We start from the raw sequence: 18456 nt of genomic DNA on the forward strand, positions 1-18456 counted from the left end.
TCAACGATTGCGGTTCATTCTCAGCAGCAGCACTGGCCCTCTTCATCTCCCAGCCGGCGCTGACGAGAAGAGTGGCACTGCTCGAACGAGAACTCCAAGCCAAACTCTTCACCCGGACGGCTCGAGGCGTGTTCCTGACAGAGGCCGGAAAAGCCGTGATCGAGCCGGCAGAACGAGCGCTGCGCGACGCACAGGATGTTCTCCGGGCGCTCCACCCCGTGCCAGACAGGCCGCCTGCCCTCCTGCGACTGAGCGCCGCCACCAACTCCGGAATGGAACGGATCGGCCGGCTCATCGCCCGCTTCCACGATGACCGACCCCTCGTCGATGTCGAATTCGCCTCGGCCGAATCCACCGCAGCGGCAGTGTCTGCGCTCGAAGAAGGCAAGTGCGATCTCGCGGTCGTCGACCAACCTGTCAGGTCGCAGACCCTCACCGTGACGAATCTGTTCCAAGACGACTACCTCGGAGTCTATGCACCCCGTGGGGGCGAGAAGGCGGGTGGAATCCAGATGGCGACGAGGACCATCGTCGAAGGCCGAGCCCTCGTGCACCTCCCGGAATCGCTTCATCCGCACCAACCCGGAAAGCAATTGTTCGACATGGTCGGCGTCGAACCGGCATCCACCATAAAGACGCATCATCCCGAGCTGTTGGTGTCGATCGCGCTGGCCGGTAGAGCAGTGGCGGTTGTGCCGCGGAATGTCGCTCTGGCCGCCCAGGCGGCCGGAGCCTGCGTGATCGAGCCCCCCAAGCCGATCACGCGCACGATCGGACTGGCGAGTGACCGCAGCGAGAACTCGATCGCCACGTCTCTCTTTCTCCGGCTGGCGGTCGCGGAATTCCCCCACAGTGCTCCACAACATCTCAGAATCAGGAATCAATCATGAGCGTGTCCACTCTGCTTGTCACCGGGGCCAACGGGTCGACCGGGTTCGCCGCCGTTCAAGCTCTGAGCGGTGGTGGACACACCATCCGTGCGCTCGTACACCGCGACGATGAACGCGCAGACAGGCTCAGAGAACTCGGTGCGCAGATCGTCGAAGGGGATCTGCTCGACATCGACAGCGTGCACGCTGCCCTCGACGGAGTCAGCGCTGCATACTTCGTCTACCCTGTTCAGCCGGGCCTCATCGACGCCACAGCCTACTTCGCCCAAGCTGCGACCGAGACAGGGGTGCAGGCCATCGTGAACCTCTCGCAAAGAACGGCCCGCCGGGATTCGGGCAGCCACGCAGCCCGCGACCACTGGATCGCCGAGCGGGTCTTCGACTGGTCGGGTGTGCCCGTCACGCATCTGCGGCCGACACTGTTCGCGGAATGGCTCCTCTACGACTTCGCGCGACAGGGAGTCATCGATCACGATGTGCTGGCACTCCCGTTCGGCGATGGACAGTTCGCGCCGCTCGCCGCCGCCGACCAGGGCAGGGTGATCGCCGCGATCCTCAGCGACCCGTCACCTCACGCAGGAAAGACCTACTTCCTGAACGGCCTCACCGTGATGAATGGCGAGCAGATAGCCGCTGCCCTCGGTGAGGGGATCGGGAGGCCCATCCGCTACGTTCCCGTACCCATCAGAGACTTCCAGGCTGCGGTCACCGCAATCCCGCGACTGTCGACCTTTTTCGCACAGCACATCGGCGCTGTCGTCGACGACCTCACCAGCGGGAAGCTCGCCGGAAACAGCAACACTGTCGAAGACATCACCGGCACAGCGCCGATGAGCGTCCAGGAATTCGCCCGATCCCATCGAGACGGGTTCGCTCAGGCGAACGGGCCTCTGTGATCGCCGACTTCGACAGCGGAGGCTGCGATGGCACGCTCATCACGAGCCGACGCTGATCGGCACAAAACCGAAGTGCTGAAAGCGGCCGTCGAATTCATCGCAGAGCACGATCCCGGGAGTCTGACCATCCCGAAAGCCATGGCGGCGGCGGGTCTGACGTCGGGCGGTTTCTACAACCACTTCGCGTCGAAGGATGACTTCCTCAGCCAGGTCGTCGATCTCGCCTTCGACACACAGAAAGTCGCCGTCGACGCCGTCAGTTCCTCCCATTTCCATGAGCTCCGTCCAACACTTGCGGCGATGGCCGCGCGTTACCTCTCCACTCCAGACAACCGCGACCCGCGGCTCGGCATCTCTGTGCTGGTACTCAGCAGCGAGACATCCACCGAGACTCCTGAGTCCGCCACGCGGCGCGCCTACGCTCGCGGACTGAACGGGCTGGTCGATCACCTCACAGCCCTCAAGGACCCGGATGCATCACACCGCGAGAAAAGAAGGCTCGTGCTCGCGACCCTGTCCGCGCTTGCCGGCGCCTCGGCCATCTCTCGGGCCCTGCCCGACAAGGAACTGGCTTCAGAGTTGCTGGAAGCAACCCAATCTCTCATTGCTGGTCGACCGGCCGCATGATGAGCTCGACCTGAGTCATGCCTGTCACGCATGCGGAGATGCGTATTCCTGATAAGGAGCTCAGCAGGCGATGTTGCAGTCTTGGGAAAACGACAACGCACGAACGAGATCCGAAGGCGAATCACCCATGCCGCTCGCAACCCTGACTGGGGCACCAGAATTTCAGCTCGGAAGTCTCCGGATCCGATCCCTCGCAGTTCCCTCGCGAGGATCCGTCGAGCTCGCGACCTGGTTCGTCGACCTGCCCCCCAACAGTTCAAGCGGTCTGCACTCGGTGAGCCGGGAACAGATCGTCATCGTCGGTGCTGGACAGGTGTGGGGGACGATCGGAGACAAGACGGTCGTCGCCGGGGTCGGAGATGCCATCATCCTCACGGCGGGCGTGACCGTCGAACTGGGTAACGATTCCGACTCGGCGGCACAGGCGACGGTCATCAGTCCAGTGGGTTTCACGGCCACCGCAGCAGGGCAGACCTTCGCTCCACCCTGGTCGCTGTGACCGCTCGGAGACCGTCTCCCAGGCAGTATGCAACATGGTCGAACACAGCCCTGGCTTATGCGCATTCGGCATGAGACGCAGCCGCAACGCCTCCCCATACTGATCAGACGGGGAGCAGCCTGCGCCCTGAACTCGAAAAGGACACTTCATGAAGCCAACCATCGTTTTAGTTCACGGCGCCTGGGCTGACGGCTCGTCGTTCGCCCTTGTGACGGCGGCCCTCCAGGTCGAGGGGTACAACGTTCTCGTTGCCCCCAACCCGCTCCGCGGGCTGGCCGGCGACACCAAGGCAGTCGCCGACTTCCTCGCTCAGAAGACGAAAGGCCCGGTCGTCCTGGCGGCCCATTCCTACGGCGGCATGCTCATCACGGGTGCAGCCCTCACCCACAGCGACGTCAAAGCGCTCGTCTACATCAACGCCTACGCTCCCAACGCAGGAGATAGCACCCAGTCCCTCTCCAACACGCTTCCCGGCTCGCTCCTGAACGTCCCCGACCCGACCACCGTCTTCGACTTCGTTCTTCCCGCTGCGGACGCCTCACAGGGCGACTACGACAGCTACATCAAGGTCGACCAGTTTCACGAGATCTTCGCAGCCAGCCTGCCCAGCGTCGAAGCGAAGGTGCTGGCGGCAGGCCAGAGCCCCGTGACTCTCGCCGCCATCGGAACCCCGTTCTCCGGAGAACCGGCGTGGAAGACGATCCCCAGCTGGTTCTTCATCGGCACAGGTGACAACGTGCTCCCCCCGGCCCAGCAGCATGTCATGGCGAAACGAGCCGGCGGCACCGTCGAAGAAGGTAAGGCACCCCACCTGTCGATGCTCGCCGAACCGTTGCACGTGACACGGACCATCGTCGCCGCGGCCAAGTCTGTCGAGTAAGAACGGATTGCCGCTCCGGCGTCTCATGTCTCGCACACTGCCACGCATCGGCCTCGCACCCCTCGCCATCCCACTTGGGACCTGTGGCCTGGCCGGTGCGTGGAGTGCAGCGGAAACGGCCCTGCAGGCACCCGAATGGGTCAGCGGTGCCCTGTGGAGCATCGCGGCGATCCTGTGGGTTCTGTTCGGAGGTCTCTATCTCTGGCAGAAGAGCAGGATCATGGGCGGGTTGAGGTCCGACCTCGACCACCCCATCTTCGGCCCGTTGGCGTCTTTTCTTCCCGTCATCGGCATCCTCCTGATGACTCACTTCGGCCAGTTCCTGGGGCCGGCTGCCGTCTGGTGCGTCTGGGTGCTCGTCGCTGCACTCCTCACTGTTGCGGCACAACTCCTTCGGCGTTGGCTCACCGGAACAATCAACATCGACCAGCTGCACCCCGGATACTTCCTTCCCGTGGTCGCTGGCGCCTTCATCGCAAGCATCGGACTCAGCAGCGTGCACTCGGCCCAGGGCGCTGCCGCCGCGTTCGGCGCCGGGCTCTTCTTCTGGCTCGTCATCGGCACAGTCATCACTGGCAGGCTCATGACCCGCGGCCCTCTCCCGGAAGGAGTCAGGCCAGGCCTTGCCATCCTGCTGGCCCCGCCAGCGGTCGGAGGGACCGCCTGGCTCTTTCTGAACGGGGATGCGCCGGATCAGGTCGGCTACGGGTTCGTCGGAATCGTCGTGGTTCTCGCAGCCCTCCAACTCCTCCTCATACCCGAATACAGGAAGATCCGCTTTTCGCTGTCGTTCTGGACCTTCACCTTCCCCGTCGGCGCAGTGACGAACTTCAGCATCCGCTGGCTCAGCATCACCCCATTTCCCGGGTCCGCTGCCGTCAGCTGGGGGCTTCTGACAATCGCCACCGGTTTTGTGTGCTTTGTGGCAGCAGGCTCGATCGTTCTGACGATCAAAGGCAAACGCATTCCTGCACCCGAGCCGGATGTCGCGACCGGCCGCCAAATCGCAGAACCTCGTACAGAAAGCAGACCGCAGTGACCCAGCCCCCAGGTACCCCGTTCGGAGAGTCATTCACCGCAACCCGACTGTCCATCGTCTCGAACGTCACCTATGACGAACTCATCGCCCGGTTCGAGACCGCGGTACCGGACTATCCCGCCCCCGAACTCACCGCCATGGTCGAACGGGGTGCCTCGTGGACAGAGATCGTCGAGTTCGCTGAAAACTACTCGCCCCTCGGCCTGCTGACGTATTGGAAGGACTCAGTCACGCCCCTCATGACGGTCGCCGGAAACAACTCGAAGTGCACCTTCTACTTCATCGGCAACTTTCCCGTCGCAGAACGCATGTACCGATACGACCCACGGGTGATGAACTACGTCCCCCTCCGGATGACCATCACCGAGAACAGTGACGGTGTCGTTCACTTCACAACAGACCAGCCGAGCGGTGCTTTCAGCTCTTTCGGCGACCCGCACATTGAGGCTGTCGGAAAGGCGGTTGACGGCAAAGTCGCACAACTCCTGGCACGCATCGGCCTCCCGGTTCCGGAGGCCCTGCCTGCCGCCCACAAGCCGCCCACCCACGCCGCCAGCAACGACCCGAGAGAGACTCATGCCGTCCGTTGACCCGTATCTTCTGTCAAACAAGCGCTTCGCCGCGTCAGACACTTTCACAGACCTGTCGATCTATCCGGCCGAGAACATCTGTGTCATCACCTGCCTCGACCCTCGAACCGACCCCGCCGCCTTCTTCGAGATCTCGCTGGGCGACGCGGTGGTCATCCGGAACGCCGGCGGCAGGGTCACCCCCGCGGTGCTTGCGGATCTTGCCCTGATCTCGTACCTCTCCGAAACCAAGCTCAGACCCGACGCGAGTCCGCTGTTCGAGATCGTTGTCATCCATCACAACAAATGCGGTACCAGCTTCCTCGCTGAGCGCGAATTCCGTTCGAAATTCTCTGAGCGTGCCGGTCTCCACGAGGAGGACCTGATCGACGAAGCGGTTGTCGACCCACGTCAGACGGTCAAGGCCGATGTCGACACTCTGCTTCGCTCTGAACAACTCTCGAGGCGGATTTCTGTGTCAGGTCACGTCTATGACGTGGACACAGGACTGGTGACAACGATCGTTCCCACGGTCAGGATGCCGAGCCACCCCGGTCCCGACGACGCTCTGACCCTGTGACCGGCGCACCGTCCGGCGCATGACGCCCACAACAAGAAGGAGAACGCGCATGAGTTTCATCACCACTTCTGACGGCACCGACCTCTACTACAAGGATTGGGGCGAAGGCCCGGTCGTCACGTTCTCTCACGGATGGCCGCTCAGCGCCGACGCCTGGGACGGGCAGATGCAATTCCTGGTCGGAGAGGGCTACCGGGTGATCGCGCACGACCGGCGCGGCCACGGACGTTCGAGCCAGCCCTCCGGCGGCAACGACATGAACGGCTACGCCGACGACCTCGGAGCGGTGCTCGAAGCGCTCGACATCACCGGGGCGAGCCTCGTCGGCCACTCGACCGGTGGCGGCGAGGTCGCCAGGTACATCGGGCGGCACGGTACGTCACGGGTGGCGAAAGCAGTACTGATTTCTTCAGTCCCACCCGTGATGTTGCAGAGCGACACCAATCCTGAGGGCCTGCCCATCGACGTCTTCGACGGGCTGCGCGCCGGTGTCGCTTCCGACCGATCGCAATTCTACAAAGACCTCGCACAGCCGTTCTACGGCGCCAACCGGGAGGGCTCGACCGTTTCAGAGGGCCTCCTTCAGCAGTTCTGGCTCTGGGGAATGCAAGCGGGCACAAAGAACGCCTACGAGAGCATCAAGGCATTCTCTGAGACCGACTTCACCGACGACCTGAAGGCGTTCGACGTTCCGGCACTGGTGATGCATGGAGAAGACGATCAGATCGTGCCGATCGACGACGCGGGCCGCAAGTCCGCCCTGCTGATTCCGGGCGCCGAAGCGATCTTCTATCCCGGTGCGCCGCATGGGATGACCGCCACCCATCAAGACCGGATCAACAACGACCTCCTCGCCTTCCTGCGGAAGTAGACACAGATGACCGCTGACGCAACCGACGAACCGGGCACCGCCCGCATCACCTTCTTCACAAACGAAGGTCTGCGCTTCACGGTCAGAGACACTGGGCCTCTCCAGGGCGAGGTGATCCTCCTCCTCCATGGCTTCCCGCAGACCGGGGAAGCCTGGACACCCGCGGCCGCCGCATTGAACGATGCCGGTTACCGCACTCTCGCGCCGACTCTGCGCGGCTATGAGACAAGCTCCAGAGCGAGAGGTCGCTGGCGATACCGTTCATCACGGATCGTCAGCGACGTCGCCGCCCTCATCTCGGCCGCTGGCGGCAGCCGTGTTCATCTGATCGGGCACGATTGGGGTTCGTTGTTGGCCTGGTCGGTTGCCGCCGCTCGCCCAGACCTCATCCATACGCTCACCGCGGTATCCGTGCCGCACTACGCGGCATATCTTCTCGCGATCGCTGATCTTCGGAGCAGGCAGCTCGTTCAGAGCTACTACATCCTGCTGTTCCAGCTGCCGCTCATCCCTGAACTTCTCTTCCGCGTCTTCCCGCGCTCTTTCGACCGGCACCTGAGGCAATCAGGAATGGGAGACGCTGACATCTCCGCGGTCAACACCAACGTGGTGGACGCTGGCGCTCTCACCTCCGGTATCAACTGGTATCGAGGCCTGCTGGTCTCCAACCAGTGGGCCATGACACGGAAAGTCACCGTCCCGACGACGTTCGTCTGGGGCGACCACGACACGCTCCTCGGTCGGACCGGTACCGAACTCGCGGGGCGCTTTGTCACCGGCCACTACGAGTTGGAGATTCTCGAAGGCGCAAGCCATTGGATCCCGGGGGAACGCCCCGGGGAACTCGCTGGGATCTTCGTCAAACACCACGAGGCGAACGAATCCGATCAGGTGTGCGAGATCTGAACCAGGCACGACCTGCTGAGGGCAACAGAGGAAGATCCGATCATGACGAGCACTGACCGTGTCAGCGGCAATTCCCTCTTCACCGCGGAGCAGCTGCTCCGCATCTCCGCCTATGGTGTTCAGCAACCGCTGAGCGAGGGAGACATGGTCTTTCTCGCCGGGCAGCTGTCTCCCGATCTCATCGTCATCATTGAGGGTGGAGTCGACCTCGTGCAGGCCGCTACGGTCGGGGCTCCGGAAGAAGTGCTGGCCCGTTTCGGACCGGGCGAATTCGTTGGCGAACTGAATCTCCTCACCGGACAGCGGATCTTTGTTTCCGGCCGTGTCACAAAGCCGGGCCTCTACCTGCACATCGCTCAGAGCGACTTCCGCCGAGTGATGTCTGACGAACCTGACATATCAGACATTCTGCTGCGCGCACTCATCGAACGTCGTGAGCGACTTCAGGGGAACGGCGCCGCTCGAGCGATAACGGTGGTCGGTTCCCTGTTCTCGTCTCCGTCCCTCGCTCTGCGCACCTATGCAGCGCGACAACAGCTGGCGCACACCTGGTTTGACGCTGAGAGCGTCACCGGTCTCTCCTTGCTCCGGAGCACCCGGACAACCGTTGACCAGCTGCCTGTGGTGATTCTGCCAGACCGCGTCATCAAGAACGCGACGCCAGGGGAGCTGGCCCAACATGTCGGCCTTTCCGTTCCACCTGGCTCAGACAGCCTCGTCGACCTCGCGGTTGTCGGCGCCGGTCCGGCCGGCCTCGCGGCTGCGATGTACGGAGCTTCCGAGGGCCTGGCAACCATCCTGCTCGACTCAGTGGGCACTGGCGGGCAGGCAGCATCGAGCGCTCGAATCGAGAACTACCTCGGCTTCCCCTCGGGCCTCAGCGGTACTGAGCTGACATCGAAAGCTTTGGTTCAGGCCGAGAAGTTCGGGGCAAGACTGTACAGCCCGTGCAGGGTGGTGAAGCTGGACACGAGTGCCGAACATCTGGAGCTGCTCCTCGACGACGATTCTGTCGTGCGCGCGCGAGCAGTCATCATCGCGACTGGCGCTCACTACCGGGGGCTTCCGCTGGAGGGCTGGGCGCGGCTCGAGGGCGCAGGCATCTACTATGCGGCGACAGAGATCGAAGCCCGTCTCTGCGGCAACAGACCGGTGACCGTCATCGGTGGAGCAAACTCCGCCGGCCAGGCAGCGCTCTTTCTCGCCGAACGTGGCAGTCACGTGACGATAGCCATGCGCAGATCGGACCCCGCGAGCACCATGTCTGCGTACCTGCTCGACAGACTCAAGGCGCATCGACTCATCACCATACTTCCCGCAACCGAAGTCACCCTTCTCACGGGAACGGATTCGCTCTCGTCGATTGTTCTCACCGATCGCGTCACCGACCACGCGATCGAGAGAGAATGCCACGGGCTTTTCTGTTTCATCGGCGCGGAGCCCGCCACCGAATGGCTGTCAGACTCCGGGGTCAGCACGGATCACGACGGCTTCATCCTCACTGATGCCCCAGCACGAGGCGGCGAATTCCAACCCGAGGCCTACGAACTACTCGCCAGAGCGCCCCTCCCGTTCGAAACGAGCGTCCCGACTGTCTTCGCTGTGGGTGATGTACGCCACGGTTCGATGAAACGAGTGGCAGCGGCCGTGGGCGAAGGCGCCAGTGCTGTTCATTCCGTGCATGCAGCGATCGGTGTACAGAACTGACGTCGCGGCCGTTGGCGCGGAGGAGACTACCTGAGCCAGTGTCGCGGCAGATCGAGGGCAGCCGGTAGAGCGGTGTCACCGTCGCCCCGAGCTGCATTGACCTGCGCCTGCGTGAGGAACAGTGCCTCCGAGAGGTCCGCTCCTTCGAGCCGGGCGTCGCGGAGGTCCGCACCGAGGAGATCGACGCCCGCCAGGTCGACGTGCCGGAGATCCGCGGCGATGAGGTAGGCGCCGCGGAGATCGGCTCCGCACAGCCGGCGCGCACGGAGGTCACGACCGGCAAGGTCCGCCGAGGGATGCACGTCGGCGTCAGTGTCGGCGCTCGTGCCGTACCCGCCGCGCGCCTCCTCGCTCACGGCGATCAACAGGTGCCGGACATCCGCGCGGACAGCCTCAGCGTCAGACGCGAGGATCTCGGCAGTGTCGCGGTCGAGCATCCGCTGGATCTCGGCTCTGAGCTGGGCGACGGGCGCTGAGAGCTCCGTCGAAGAGGCTCGTTCGGCTGCTTCGACGAGGTACCAGAGCATCTCGTGCAGCTGCCGGGCGACAGCGAATGTGCTGAACATCTCGGCACTCGTGTCAGGGCGTTCCCTCCAGCTCGTTCCGCCGAAGAGGTTCTGCGACACATACTGGCCCGCGCCGAAGCAGTCGAAGACGGTGCATCCGCGAAAGCCTCGTGCGGGCAGCGATTCGTGGATGGAGCAGGAGAAATCGTCTGCCAGATTCAGGCATGGCGTGCCCGCTGGCTTGTCGATCGGGAACTCGCTGGATCTCTGGAAGCCGAAGGCTGTGCAGCAGAGGGCGAAGCAGTCCGCGCAGTTGGCGCGAAGGGCCGCGCGGTCGTCGGTGGTCGCGTCGGGAGGGTCGGTTGAGGTCATGGGTGAACGGTCTTTCTGGAGTGGTTCCCGGGGAAGGCGAGCTGGGCAACCATCTGTATCCGGCGTCCGTAACGGTCGAGGCCACGTTCGGCCTCGACCCCGATGAGTGAGCGGTGGAAATGCGTTGTCGGCTCTTCCTCGACAAAGCCCGCGTTCGCGTAGAACGGACCATTCCATGGGATGTCCGCGAAAGTTCGAAGCGAGATCCGGCTGTAGCCGCGGATGCCCGCCTCACGTTTGGCGGCCTCGACGAGCATCCGGCCGATACCTCTCCGCGCATCCCGGGGTGCCACGGAGAGTTGCTCCACGTGGCAGACTCCCTCGACTTCCAGAACGTGGACGAAGCCGGCGATGTGACCATCGTCGAGCTCGGCAACCATAATGAACCCGGGCTCGGAAGCGCGTGCAGCACCCGTCGGCGCGGGAGCCCAATCATCGGGCGCGAGCTCGTTGATCAGGAGTTCGTCGGCCTCGTTCTCGATCCTTTCCAGGGCTTCGAAGTCGGCCGGCTGGGCGGGGCGGACGAGGCATGGCATATAGCCAGCGTAAGCGCGCTGCATCTGATGGCTGGCGCAACACATTCCGTGGGCCAATCGCGCGGAACTCAGCTTCGGAACCGAACAGTCTGATGCGGCCGAGTTCGGTAGAGACAGAGTCGACATGTTTGGACCTCGTGATTACGTTGCCAGGAACAGTCCCCGATTGCGGATCAGACGTCTGAGGTACCGGGCAAGAACAAGCCGCTCCGCTATCCAGCCGGCCGGTCCGAACGGTGCGGTGAATGTCACGCGGTCCGTCATCTGTGTACCTGACGAACTAGCGGCGAAGAGATGCTCGTGACGGAACGATCTGAAAAGGCCGTTGACCTGCTCGTCGACAAAGCGCTCAGGAGCATCGAATTCGGTCACTCGGCTTTTCAGATCGAAGCGCAGTCCTAGGTGCTTCGCACTGAACGTCACTTCCTGATCGAGCCCAATCAGGCCGGCCACGACGTCGCCCGATGCCCGTTCGCCGCTTTCGGCTTGCGACTGTTCGTGAAGGCCGATGTCCTTTGCTCGGTCGAAGAGCTCACTCACGCTCCGGGTGGATTGAGTGATGCATTCGAATGTGACGGTCACGCTCTACCTTCTCCCCTTGGGCGCTAGACGCGGAGCGTCGAGCGGAAGATCGTCACAGCGGTCGCGGCTGAACATCTGATGGTCCCATTAGATCAGCTGGGATCTCCCTTCGTCATGCGGGACGGGGACTCCGCACAGTGGTCCAAAAATCGCCCGCACGCTGCGCTGGCGACGCCGTCCCAAGGAACTTCGTCTAGGCGAAGCGGGCGGAGGCGCGCTGGTAGTACTCGTCACTTGCGGTGAAGCCTGCCCGCACGGCCGAATCCCCGCGGCTGAGGTCCGCCGCCGCCCAGAGCTGCAGTCCGCTCTCGTCGGGGAATCGCGCGAGGAACCGGTCGTAGATCGTGGTGACCCGGCGGCGGGCGGCCTCAGTCGAACCGTAGATCTGGTCAGTCAGCCACGGCCTGGTCGAGTTGAGGTCGGGGTGCATCCAGTTCTGCGACATCATCTGGGCGTAGGACGCGGTCAGCCAGAACCCTCCTTCGCCGCCCATGGCCTCACGACCGAGGATCGTCGCGTAGAGCGTGTCGAGAAACGACCCGTCATTCGGGTTCATGCCGTACCGGGCTGCGGCGCGCAGGTAGAACTCGTCGGATTCGAACAGTGCCTTTTCGATGTCGTCATTCGTGACAGCGCCGCGATGCATGGCTTCGAGCCAATTCGCGATGCCAGCCGGCTCTCCGTCGCGACCGAGCACCGTCTGGTAGGCCTGCTCGATCCGGATGGTGCGATATTCGTCACTGTTGGCGAACCCGTCGGCGATGATGCTGCGGGGCGCGCCCGCCGCGAGTTTTGCCGACCAGAAGGCAACATCGTCGGCAGAGGGCTGGCGCGACAGGAAGTCGGCGTAAAGAGCGGTGATGAAGGCGGCCCGCGGCGCAGCGGATGCTCTGCTGACGCCCGCGGCCTGTTTCGCTTGAGACTGCGGCACTGAGGCTGACTCCGAGGCGGCCCGAGTCGACACGACACGTACTTCCGGCGCTGCTTGCGCTGATGGTGCGATCGTGGCGGTCAATGCCGTAGCGAGAACGGCCCCCGCCACGATTCTGGCGATATGCATGCCTGTTGACATCGACTTTCCTCCCTTGCGGACCGACCTTGCCGGCCCCAGCCGCGTTGTTCGGCTTCCCCGCCCACCACCGTAACGACGGAGGAAGGATGCGAGCAGAGTCTGTGAAATTGCTCAGTGAACGACGACGTCTTCGAGTTCGCCCGGCGACCCCCACTGGCTCGTCACAGTCGGCATAAGACCTGTGACAGGAGCCAGACGGGATCTATGAAGAGCGGGTGCTGAGTTCCTTGATTCTCGCGATGTAGTCCTCAACTACACGTGCCCCCTCGAAGTTGTAGACGCTGGACCCTGTTTTGTTCACCGCGACCGGCAGTACGACTCTGCCTTGATCAGTTTCGATGGTGAACACGATCCTCGAAAGGGGTCGTACTCCAGCCATGATCTGCACCCGTGAGATGTGGGTGATGTGACTCCAGGGTATTGAGACGTAGTCTGATCGTTTTCCGTATCCCCACCCGAGGTGTACCCCCTCACGGTCTGCGCGGACAAGGTAGAAGACCAGGAGCAAGGGCGGGCTCGAGCCCAGCTCGCTCAGAGCCTGCCTGAGCCCAGGCCGTACGTCAGAGGTGAAGACGAGAGCATCCGGTCGCTCCGAGATCACCCGCGCACGGCGGTCGTTAGCGCGATGACCGATCACGGCGAAGACGCCTATGACGACGGCGAAAATGACCCCGCTGATCGCGACTGTGGTCACCAGTACGAAGGCTCCTTGAGATTCGTCGAGGCTCTCGACTGAATCGGCCTTGAAAAGCAGGCCTATTCTGACCACGATGAAGATCCCGAATACTGCCAGGAACGCGCCGCCAATGACCTGTCTGGTGCGGGACTTTGACTTGGACGTCGGAACCATCGGGAGATACTCCTTCTGCTCCCAGTGTGCACGATCTCCGACAGTGCCATCTCAACCAGTGAAGGCCGATTCGACCGAACTGGTCCATGCGCAAAGCAGTCGATAGCGGCCGGTATGCCGAATGTCGGACGCTTGCGAACTTAATCACCCCGGCTGGCTCGCCTAGCCAACTCCGTCTGTATCGTCGACTTCTGAATCCTCTGCTAATGCTCGAACAGCATCTTCGTCCCCGGCCTGCGCGGCCTTCCACAGCCAGCTTGCTGCTTCCTCCTCGCGGCCTTCCCGCTCGAAGAGCAGCGAGAGGTTCCAGGCTGAGTACGCGTCGCCAAGCTGGAACGCGCGCCGATAGAGCTGTTCGGCAGCATCCCGGTCACCCTGCTCGGCAAGACGGTTGGCCAACGGAAGCATGCACATGAGGTTGCCCGCCGCGACCCCATCGACGAACGTCCTGTGTCCCTGGTCAGCCCGATCGGTGGCGACAAGCAGGTGTCCAAGGGACGCCCAAGCCGAATCGTAGTAACGCATACCTTCTCGCAGCTGAGTCTCCGCGCCTTCGTCAGTGAAGAAGTGCCACCTCCAACAGCCCACGACCCCGACCGCGTACAGTCGATCTTCGCTTTCGAGCGTCGGCAGCGCCTCAGTCATCAGCGCAAGTGCGCGGCCGTACTCCCCTCGCCCGTGCTCCACTCGTGGTGGAACATCGCGAGATCCCGATCGTCCATCTCAAAACCCCCACCCAATCCTCCTACCGCGGCGGGCGTCCACCGGGACGATGTCAGCCGCCTGTGAAACTGGAACGCATGCGTTGCAGCTCGGCCTCCTGCGCGAATTCCGCTGAAGTCAGGGGCGGTCCCGGGCGAAAGAATCGGACGGTGGCGATGACCACACGTCCTGCGACTCGCATGAACTTCCTCATGACTTACCTTCTCGCATCTGACAGCGAATGGGTAGGGACGGCGATAGACGCCAGGCTCGACCGCAAAGGCGTTCTCTCTGTCCGTGTTTCTGAAGCGGACCCCTACCGGGATCAACCGACGCGCGGCCTCCCTGGGAAAGCGATCAGCGAGAAGAGCGCCGTGAGTGTGGATGCGCCGACAACGATCCAGATCACCATCGACGGGCCGGAGGCTCCGACGACCACGCCTGCCACGAGCGTGCCGGCGCCGACTCCGAGGGTCATGGCGCTGACGACCCAGCCGTTCGCCTCGGTGAGAACAGCGGGCGGGCTGAGCTCGGAGATCCGTTCGAAGACCTGGCCGAGCGTCGGAGGGAGCATCAGCCCGGAGATTCCCGCGGCGACGATATAGGCCAAGGCCGGAAGCGCTGTGGCGGCGAGCGGGAGATACCCGACAGCGAGGAGGATGCCGCACAGGGCCAGCAGGCGTTCCGGAGTGGAGCCGAGAGGCCGGATGCCGACGACAGTTGCGCCGATCAGAGCGCCGACGGCGTTGACAGCGAGGATCCAGCCGGCCAGTCCGGGGTCGGCCCGGGCCGCCTCGGAGGCGGTGGCGACGATGGTGAGCGCTCCGACGGGAAGGCCGATGCCGAACGTGAAGGCGGCGACCCGTGCGACGGCGGGCAGGAGGATGGGGGACTGCTCGCCGCTGTGCGCGGTGACATTGCTGGGCCGCTTCGTCGACGCGGCTCGCGGGGCGGGGTTGATGCTGAAGGCGAGCGCGCCGATCAGGCCGAGCCCGCCGGCGAACAGCAGGTTGCCGACCGGTCCGAAGACGGCGATACCGGCGACGGTCAGCAGGGGGCCGATGATGAAGATGATCTCCTGGGCTCCGGCGTCCAGGCTGAAAGCCGCTTTCAGCGGGGGGCCGGGGCTCACCAGTCGCGGCCACAGTGCGCGAAGCGCCGGCTCGAGCGGCGGCGTGAAGATTCCTGCGGCTGCGGCAAGTGCTATCGCTGCTCCCGGCGCCGGGTCGAGAGTCAACGCCATGCCGGTGAACGCCAGGAAGCTCAGGATGCCGCTGACGACGAGAACAGTGACCTGGCCGAATCCGTCGATGAGTCTGCTGAGGAGCGGCTGCCCCACGGCGCCTGCGACGACGTAGACGGCTGTGATCAGACCGGCAAGCGCGAAGTCCCCGCTCGTCGAACGGACGAGCTGCACGATCGCAAGGGCCGCCATCGCGCCGGGGAGCCTCCCCAGAAGGGAGGTGATCAACAGGTAGCCGGTGTGCCTGGTTCGCAGAACGGAAACCACCGGGTAGGACGAGCTTGTCATACAAGCCAGTCTGGTGCCCTGCTCAGAGAGACCGGGATTACCGAGGCGCGCTGAGACGAGTGGATGAGGGTGCATCGTCGGGGCGGTAGCCGGGGTACCCCGGCCCTCGACGGAAACTGATGTCTTCGAGATGGACCTGCTGCTTGCAATGGGAGCAGGCGACCATGGCGTCGAAGTCGTGGCCGCAGGTGTCGTGCTCGAAGATCAGCGGGTCTTCGTCTGGGCTGAGAGCGTGAGCGCGACCCCAGGTCGCCATGGCGAGCAGCACGGGATAGGTGTCCCGGCCTTTCTGTGTCAGCAGATACTCGTACCGGGCGGGGTGGTCCTGGTACGCGGCCCGCTCGAGGAGACCTTCTTCGACAAGCGTCTTGAGCCGATCCGTCAGGATGTTTCGGCCGATGTCGAGCGCCTCCTGCAATCGATCGAACCGCTGGTTGCCATAGAAAGCCTCCCGAAGGATCAAGACATTCCAGGCGTCGCCGAAGATGACGCTGGCGCGGGCGATGGTGCACGGCCAAGCCGACGTATCTGTGCGCTTCATAAGTCCTCCAGGTGGGTGTCGACCGTCGCTCCCGCCGTGCGACGACTTGCGTTTTATCATGCAACTCACTTACAGTCTATGGCAGTTGCTTAATGCAACTCACTCGATGGAAGGAATATCCATGCCCCACTACCATCTTGCCTCCGGCGCCGCATGAGCGGCCTGACGAAGCGAGTCGCCGCGTGGGCGGCCTCCGGCAACTACGAGACCGTCAACGAACGTCAGATCTTCGTGCACCGTGGCGGCGGCGATGGCCCGCTCGTGGTGCTGCTGCACGGCTATCCGTCCAGCAGCTACGACTGGCGAGGCATCCTCCCGGCCCTCGAGGCGACAGGCTTATCTGTGCTCACGTTCGACTTCCTCGGCTTTGGCCTCTCCGACAAACCCACCGATGTCGTCTACTCCCTTCAGACTCAGGCCGACGTCGCTGAGGAACTCATCGCTGGCCGGCCCGCTCTGCTCATCGCCCACGACCTGGGTGACTCCGTCGCCACCGAACTGATGGCTCGCGACATCGACGGCGCTCTCACTTTCACCCTGAACGGGGTGATGATGACCAACAGTTCCGTCATCATCGGTGAAGCGAACCTGACCGCAGCGCAGAAGCTCCTCCGCGGACGATTGGGGCCTCTTGTTGCACGATTGGTCTCAGAAAAGGTCATCCGGAAGCAGCTCGCCGGGGCATTCTCTTCCACGCACCCGCTCACCGAGCAGGAAGGCGATGACCAATGGTCGCTGCTGGCCTTCCATGGCGGAGACAAGATCATCGACAGGCTCAGCTACTTCAACCGAGAACGGGTCCAACTCGCCGATCGTTGGGAAGGCGCCATCCGTGACTGGCCGGGCCGCCTTGCGGTCGGCTGGGGAGGACAGGACCGCATCTCGGGCCAACCCGTCCTCGACGCCATCCTCAAACTCAACCCCCGGGCCGACGTGACCCGCTGGCCCGACCTCGGACACTTCCCTCAGATCGAAGACCCGGCGACCGTCAGCAGTCTCGCCGTCGCATTCGCCACCGGCCCGGTGATAGATACTCGACCGGTTTAGTGAAATGATCGGTTTACATTACTGAGGTCGTCATGCTCTCTGTGTCAGACGTGGTCGAGGCGACGGCGCAGCCCGCTATGAACCGGTGGTTCTACAACCTGTTCCTCGCGACGACGACTCGCGCTGGCCGTCTGAGCCGCCGGCGCACCAACTACCGATCGATCTGAGCCGTCAAGCCACCCGCCTCACCGTTCCACCCGTTCCACGAACATTCCAGAGAAAGCCGAGATCGCCATGCGCGCTGTTATGCACTCCACCTTCGGAGAGCCCTCCGAGATCCTCTCGGTCGAAGAGGTCCCGACGCCTGATCCCGGCCCCGGAGAGGTGCGCGTCCGAACGCTCCTGTCTCCGATCCACAACCACGACCTCTGGACGATCCGCGGCACCTACGGCTTCAAGCCCGAGCTCCCGGCCCGCACCGGAACCGAGGCCGTCGGCTTCATCGATGCGCTCGGCGAGGGCGTCACCGGCGTCGAGATCGGCCAGCGCGTCGCGACCGGCGGCACCTTCGGCGTATGGGCCGAGTACTTCGTCGCCAAGGCTCAGGCACTCCTGCCCGTTTCGGACGACATCTCCGACGAGGTCGCCGCGCAGCTCGTCTCCATGCCGTTCAGCGCCATCAGCCTGCTCGAGTCACTCGACCTCGCCGAGGGTGACTGGCTCGTGCAGAACGCCGCCAACGGTGCCGTCGGCCGCCTGGTCGCGCAACTCGGAGCCGCCCGCGGCATCAACGTGGTCGGCCTTGTGCGACGCGCCGAGGGCGTCGACGAGCTGGCGGCCCAGGGCATCGGCAACGTCGTCGCGACGGATTCGGCCGACTGGCGCGACCGCGTCAAGGCGATTGTGGGCGACGACCGGATCCTGGCCGGTGTCGACTCAGTCGGTGGTCCGGCGAGTGGCGAGGTGCTGTCGCTGCTCAGCGAGAACGGCACCCTCGTCGTGTTCGGTGCGATGCAGTCGCCCGTGATGGAGATCCGCTCGGGCGACGTGATCTTCAAGCAGGCCACGGTCAAAGGGTTCTGGGGCAGCGCGGTCAGCACGAGTATGTCGGCTGCTCAGCGCGGTGCGCTTCTGTCGGAGCTGGTGCGCAGGATCCAGGACGCCACGATCACCCTCCCCGTCGAGGCGACCTACTCGTTCGACGATGCCCGCCAGGCCGCGGCTGCGAACTTCACTCCGGGTCGCGCCGGCAAGATCCTGCTGCGCCCCTGACCCCATCGAGTTCTGGGCGTCTCTGGATGGCAGGATCGAGT

The 18456-nt window shown here is 63.7% G+C and carries 22 protein-coding genes; 14 read left to right on the forward strand and 8 right to left on the reverse strand.

What is annotated here, in order from left to right; translation table 11 throughout:
* From FB464_RS00005 to FB464_RS00055, 11 genes are all read left to right on the forward strand, one after another.
* A partial coding sequence (locus tag FB464_RS00005) for a LysR family transcriptional regulator (protein WP_142206564.1) occupies positions 1–890 on the forward strand: 890 nt, incomplete at its 5' end.
* Positions 887–1786 (forward strand): NmrA family NAD(P)-binding protein, encoded by a 900-nt coding sequence (locus tag FB464_RS00010; RefSeq protein WP_116415677.1) that lies wholly within the window; start codon positions 887–889, stop codon positions 1784–1786. The genes FB464_RS00005 and FB464_RS00010, both read left to right, overlap by 4 nt.
* Positions 1787–1813: 27 nt before the next feature.
* Positions 1814–2413 carry a TetR family transcriptional regulator gene (locus tag FB464_RS00015; protein WP_116415676.1) on the forward strand — a complete coding sequence of 200 codons (600 nt, stop codon included), beginning with the start codon at positions 1814–1816 and terminating at the stop codon, positions 2411–2413.
* A gap of 127 nt (positions 2414–2540) precedes the next feature.
* On the forward strand, positions 2541–2912 hold the full coding sequence (locus FB464_RS00020; RefSeq protein ID WP_170151964.1) for a cupin domain-containing protein: 372 nt from the start codon (positions 2541–2543) through the stop codon (positions 2910–2912).
* A gap of 148 nt (positions 2913–3060) precedes the next feature.
* The gene (locus FB464_RS00025; RefSeq protein WP_116415674.1) at positions 3061–3792 is read left to right on the forward strand and encodes an alpha/beta fold hydrolase; all 732 of its coding nucleotides are present in this window, start codon (positions 3061–3063) and stop codon (positions 3790–3792) included.
* A 25-nt stretch (positions 3793–3817) separates the two neighbouring features.
* Positions 3818–4831, forward strand: coding sequence for an SLAC1 family transporter (locus FB464_RS00030; RefSeq protein ID WP_116415673.1), 1014 nt, complete (start codon positions 3818–3820; stop codon positions 4829–4831).
* A complete protein-coding gene (locus FB464_RS00035) occupies positions 4828–5421 on the forward strand; it encodes a DUF302 domain-containing protein (protein ID WP_116415672.1) in 594 nt (197 codons plus the stop codon). The genes FB464_RS00030 and FB464_RS00035 overlap by 4 nt, the downstream gene beginning before the upstream one ends.
* On the forward strand, positions 5408–5980 hold the full coding sequence (locus tag FB464_RS00040) for a carbonic anhydrase (RefSeq protein WP_116415671.1): 573 nt from the start codon (positions 5408–5410) through the stop codon (positions 5978–5980). The genes FB464_RS00035 and FB464_RS00040 overlap by 14 nt, the downstream gene beginning before the upstream one ends.
* A 49-nt stretch (positions 5981–6029) precedes the next feature.
* A complete protein-coding gene (locus FB464_RS00045; RefSeq protein WP_116415670.1) occupies positions 6030–6851 on the forward strand; it encodes an alpha/beta fold hydrolase in 822 nt (273 codons plus the stop codon).
* 6 nt (positions 6852–6857) lie between these two features.
* A complete protein-coding gene (locus FB464_RS00050; protein ID WP_116415669.1) occupies positions 6858–7757 on the forward strand; it encodes an alpha/beta fold hydrolase in 900 nt (299 codons plus the stop codon).
* 42 nt (positions 7758–7799) lie between these two features.
* Positions 7800–9464 (forward strand): FAD-dependent oxidoreductase, encoded by a 1665-nt coding sequence (locus tag FB464_RS00055; protein ID WP_116415668.1) that lies wholly within the window; start codon positions 7800–7802, stop codon positions 9462–9464.
* Positions 9465–9490: 26 nt separating this feature from the next.
* On the opposite strand, the gene FB464_RS00060 is transcribed toward FB464_RS00055, so the two are convergent.
* From FB464_RS00060 to FB464_RS00095, 8 genes are all read right to left on the reverse strand, one after another.
* Positions 9491–10342 carry a pentapeptide repeat-containing protein gene (locus FB464_RS00060; protein WP_116415667.1) on the reverse strand — a complete coding sequence of 284 codons (852 nt, stop codon included), beginning with the start codon at positions 10340–10342 and terminating at the stop codon, positions 9491–9493.
* Positions 10339–10878, reverse strand: a complete 540-nt coding sequence (locus tag FB464_RS00065; RefSeq protein WP_116416694.1) for a GNAT family N-acetyltransferase — start codon at positions 10876–10878, stop codon at positions 10339–10341. The genes FB464_RS00060 and FB464_RS00065 overlap by 4 nt, the downstream gene beginning before the upstream one ends.
* Positions 10879–11019: 141 nt before the next feature.
* Positions 11020–11460, reverse strand: coding sequence for an SRPBCC family protein (locus FB464_RS00070; RefSeq protein WP_116415666.1), 441 nt, complete (start codon positions 11458–11460; stop codon positions 11020–11022).
* A gap of 193 nt (positions 11461–11653) precedes the next feature.
* Entirely contained in the window at positions 11654–12391 is a 738-nt protein-coding gene (locus FB464_RS00075; protein ID WP_170151963.1) for a DUF4214 domain-containing protein, read from the reverse strand.
* Positions 12392–12734: 343 nt separating this feature from the next.
* Positions 12735–13382: a hypothetical protein gene (locus FB464_RS00080; RefSeq protein ID WP_116415664.1), complete on the reverse strand. Its 648-nt coding sequence runs from the start codon at positions 13380–13382 to the stop codon at positions 12735–12737.
* A gap of 162 nt (positions 13383–13544) precedes the next feature.
* A complete protein-coding gene (locus FB464_RS00085) occupies positions 13545–14027 on the reverse strand; it encodes a tetratricopeptide repeat protein (RefSeq protein WP_142206565.1) in 483 nt (160 codons plus the stop codon).
* 382 nt (positions 14028–14409) lie between these two features.
* Entirely contained in the window at positions 14410–15615 is a 1206-nt protein-coding gene (locus tag FB464_RS00090) for an MFS transporter (protein ID WP_116415662.1), read from the reverse strand.
* Positions 15616–15652: 37 nt separating this feature from the next.
* A complete protein-coding gene (locus FB464_RS00095) occupies positions 15653–16156 on the reverse strand; it encodes a winged helix-turn-helix transcriptional regulator (protein WP_116415661.1) in 504 nt (167 codons plus the stop codon).
* Between the two features lie 153 nt (positions 16157–16309).
* Between FB464_RS00095 and FB464_RS00100 the strand changes: the two genes are divergently transcribed.
* From FB464_RS00100 to FB464_RS00105, 3 genes are all read left to right on the forward strand, one after another.
* On the forward strand, positions 16310–17203 hold the full coding sequence (locus FB464_RS00100) for an alpha/beta fold hydrolase (RefSeq protein ID WP_116415660.1): 894 nt from the start codon (positions 16310–16312) through the stop codon (positions 17201–17203).
* A gap of 32 nt (positions 17204–17235) precedes the next feature.
* Entirely contained in the window at positions 17236–17370 is a 135-nt protein-coding gene (locus tag FB464_RS20370) for a hypothetical protein (protein ID WP_281279716.1), read from the forward strand.
* Positions 17371–17437: 67 nt separating this feature from the next.
* Positions 17438–18415: a zinc-binding dehydrogenase gene (locus FB464_RS00105; protein ID WP_116415659.1), complete on the forward strand. Its 978-nt coding sequence runs from the start codon at positions 17438–17440 to the stop codon at positions 18413–18415.
* Positions 18416–18456 lie beyond the last annotated feature (41 nt).

The organism is Subtercola boreus, from assembly GCF_006716115.1.
Taxonomy (GTDB): domain Bacteria; phylum Actinomycetota; class Actinomycetes; order Actinomycetales; family Microbacteriaceae; genus Subtercola; species Subtercola boreus.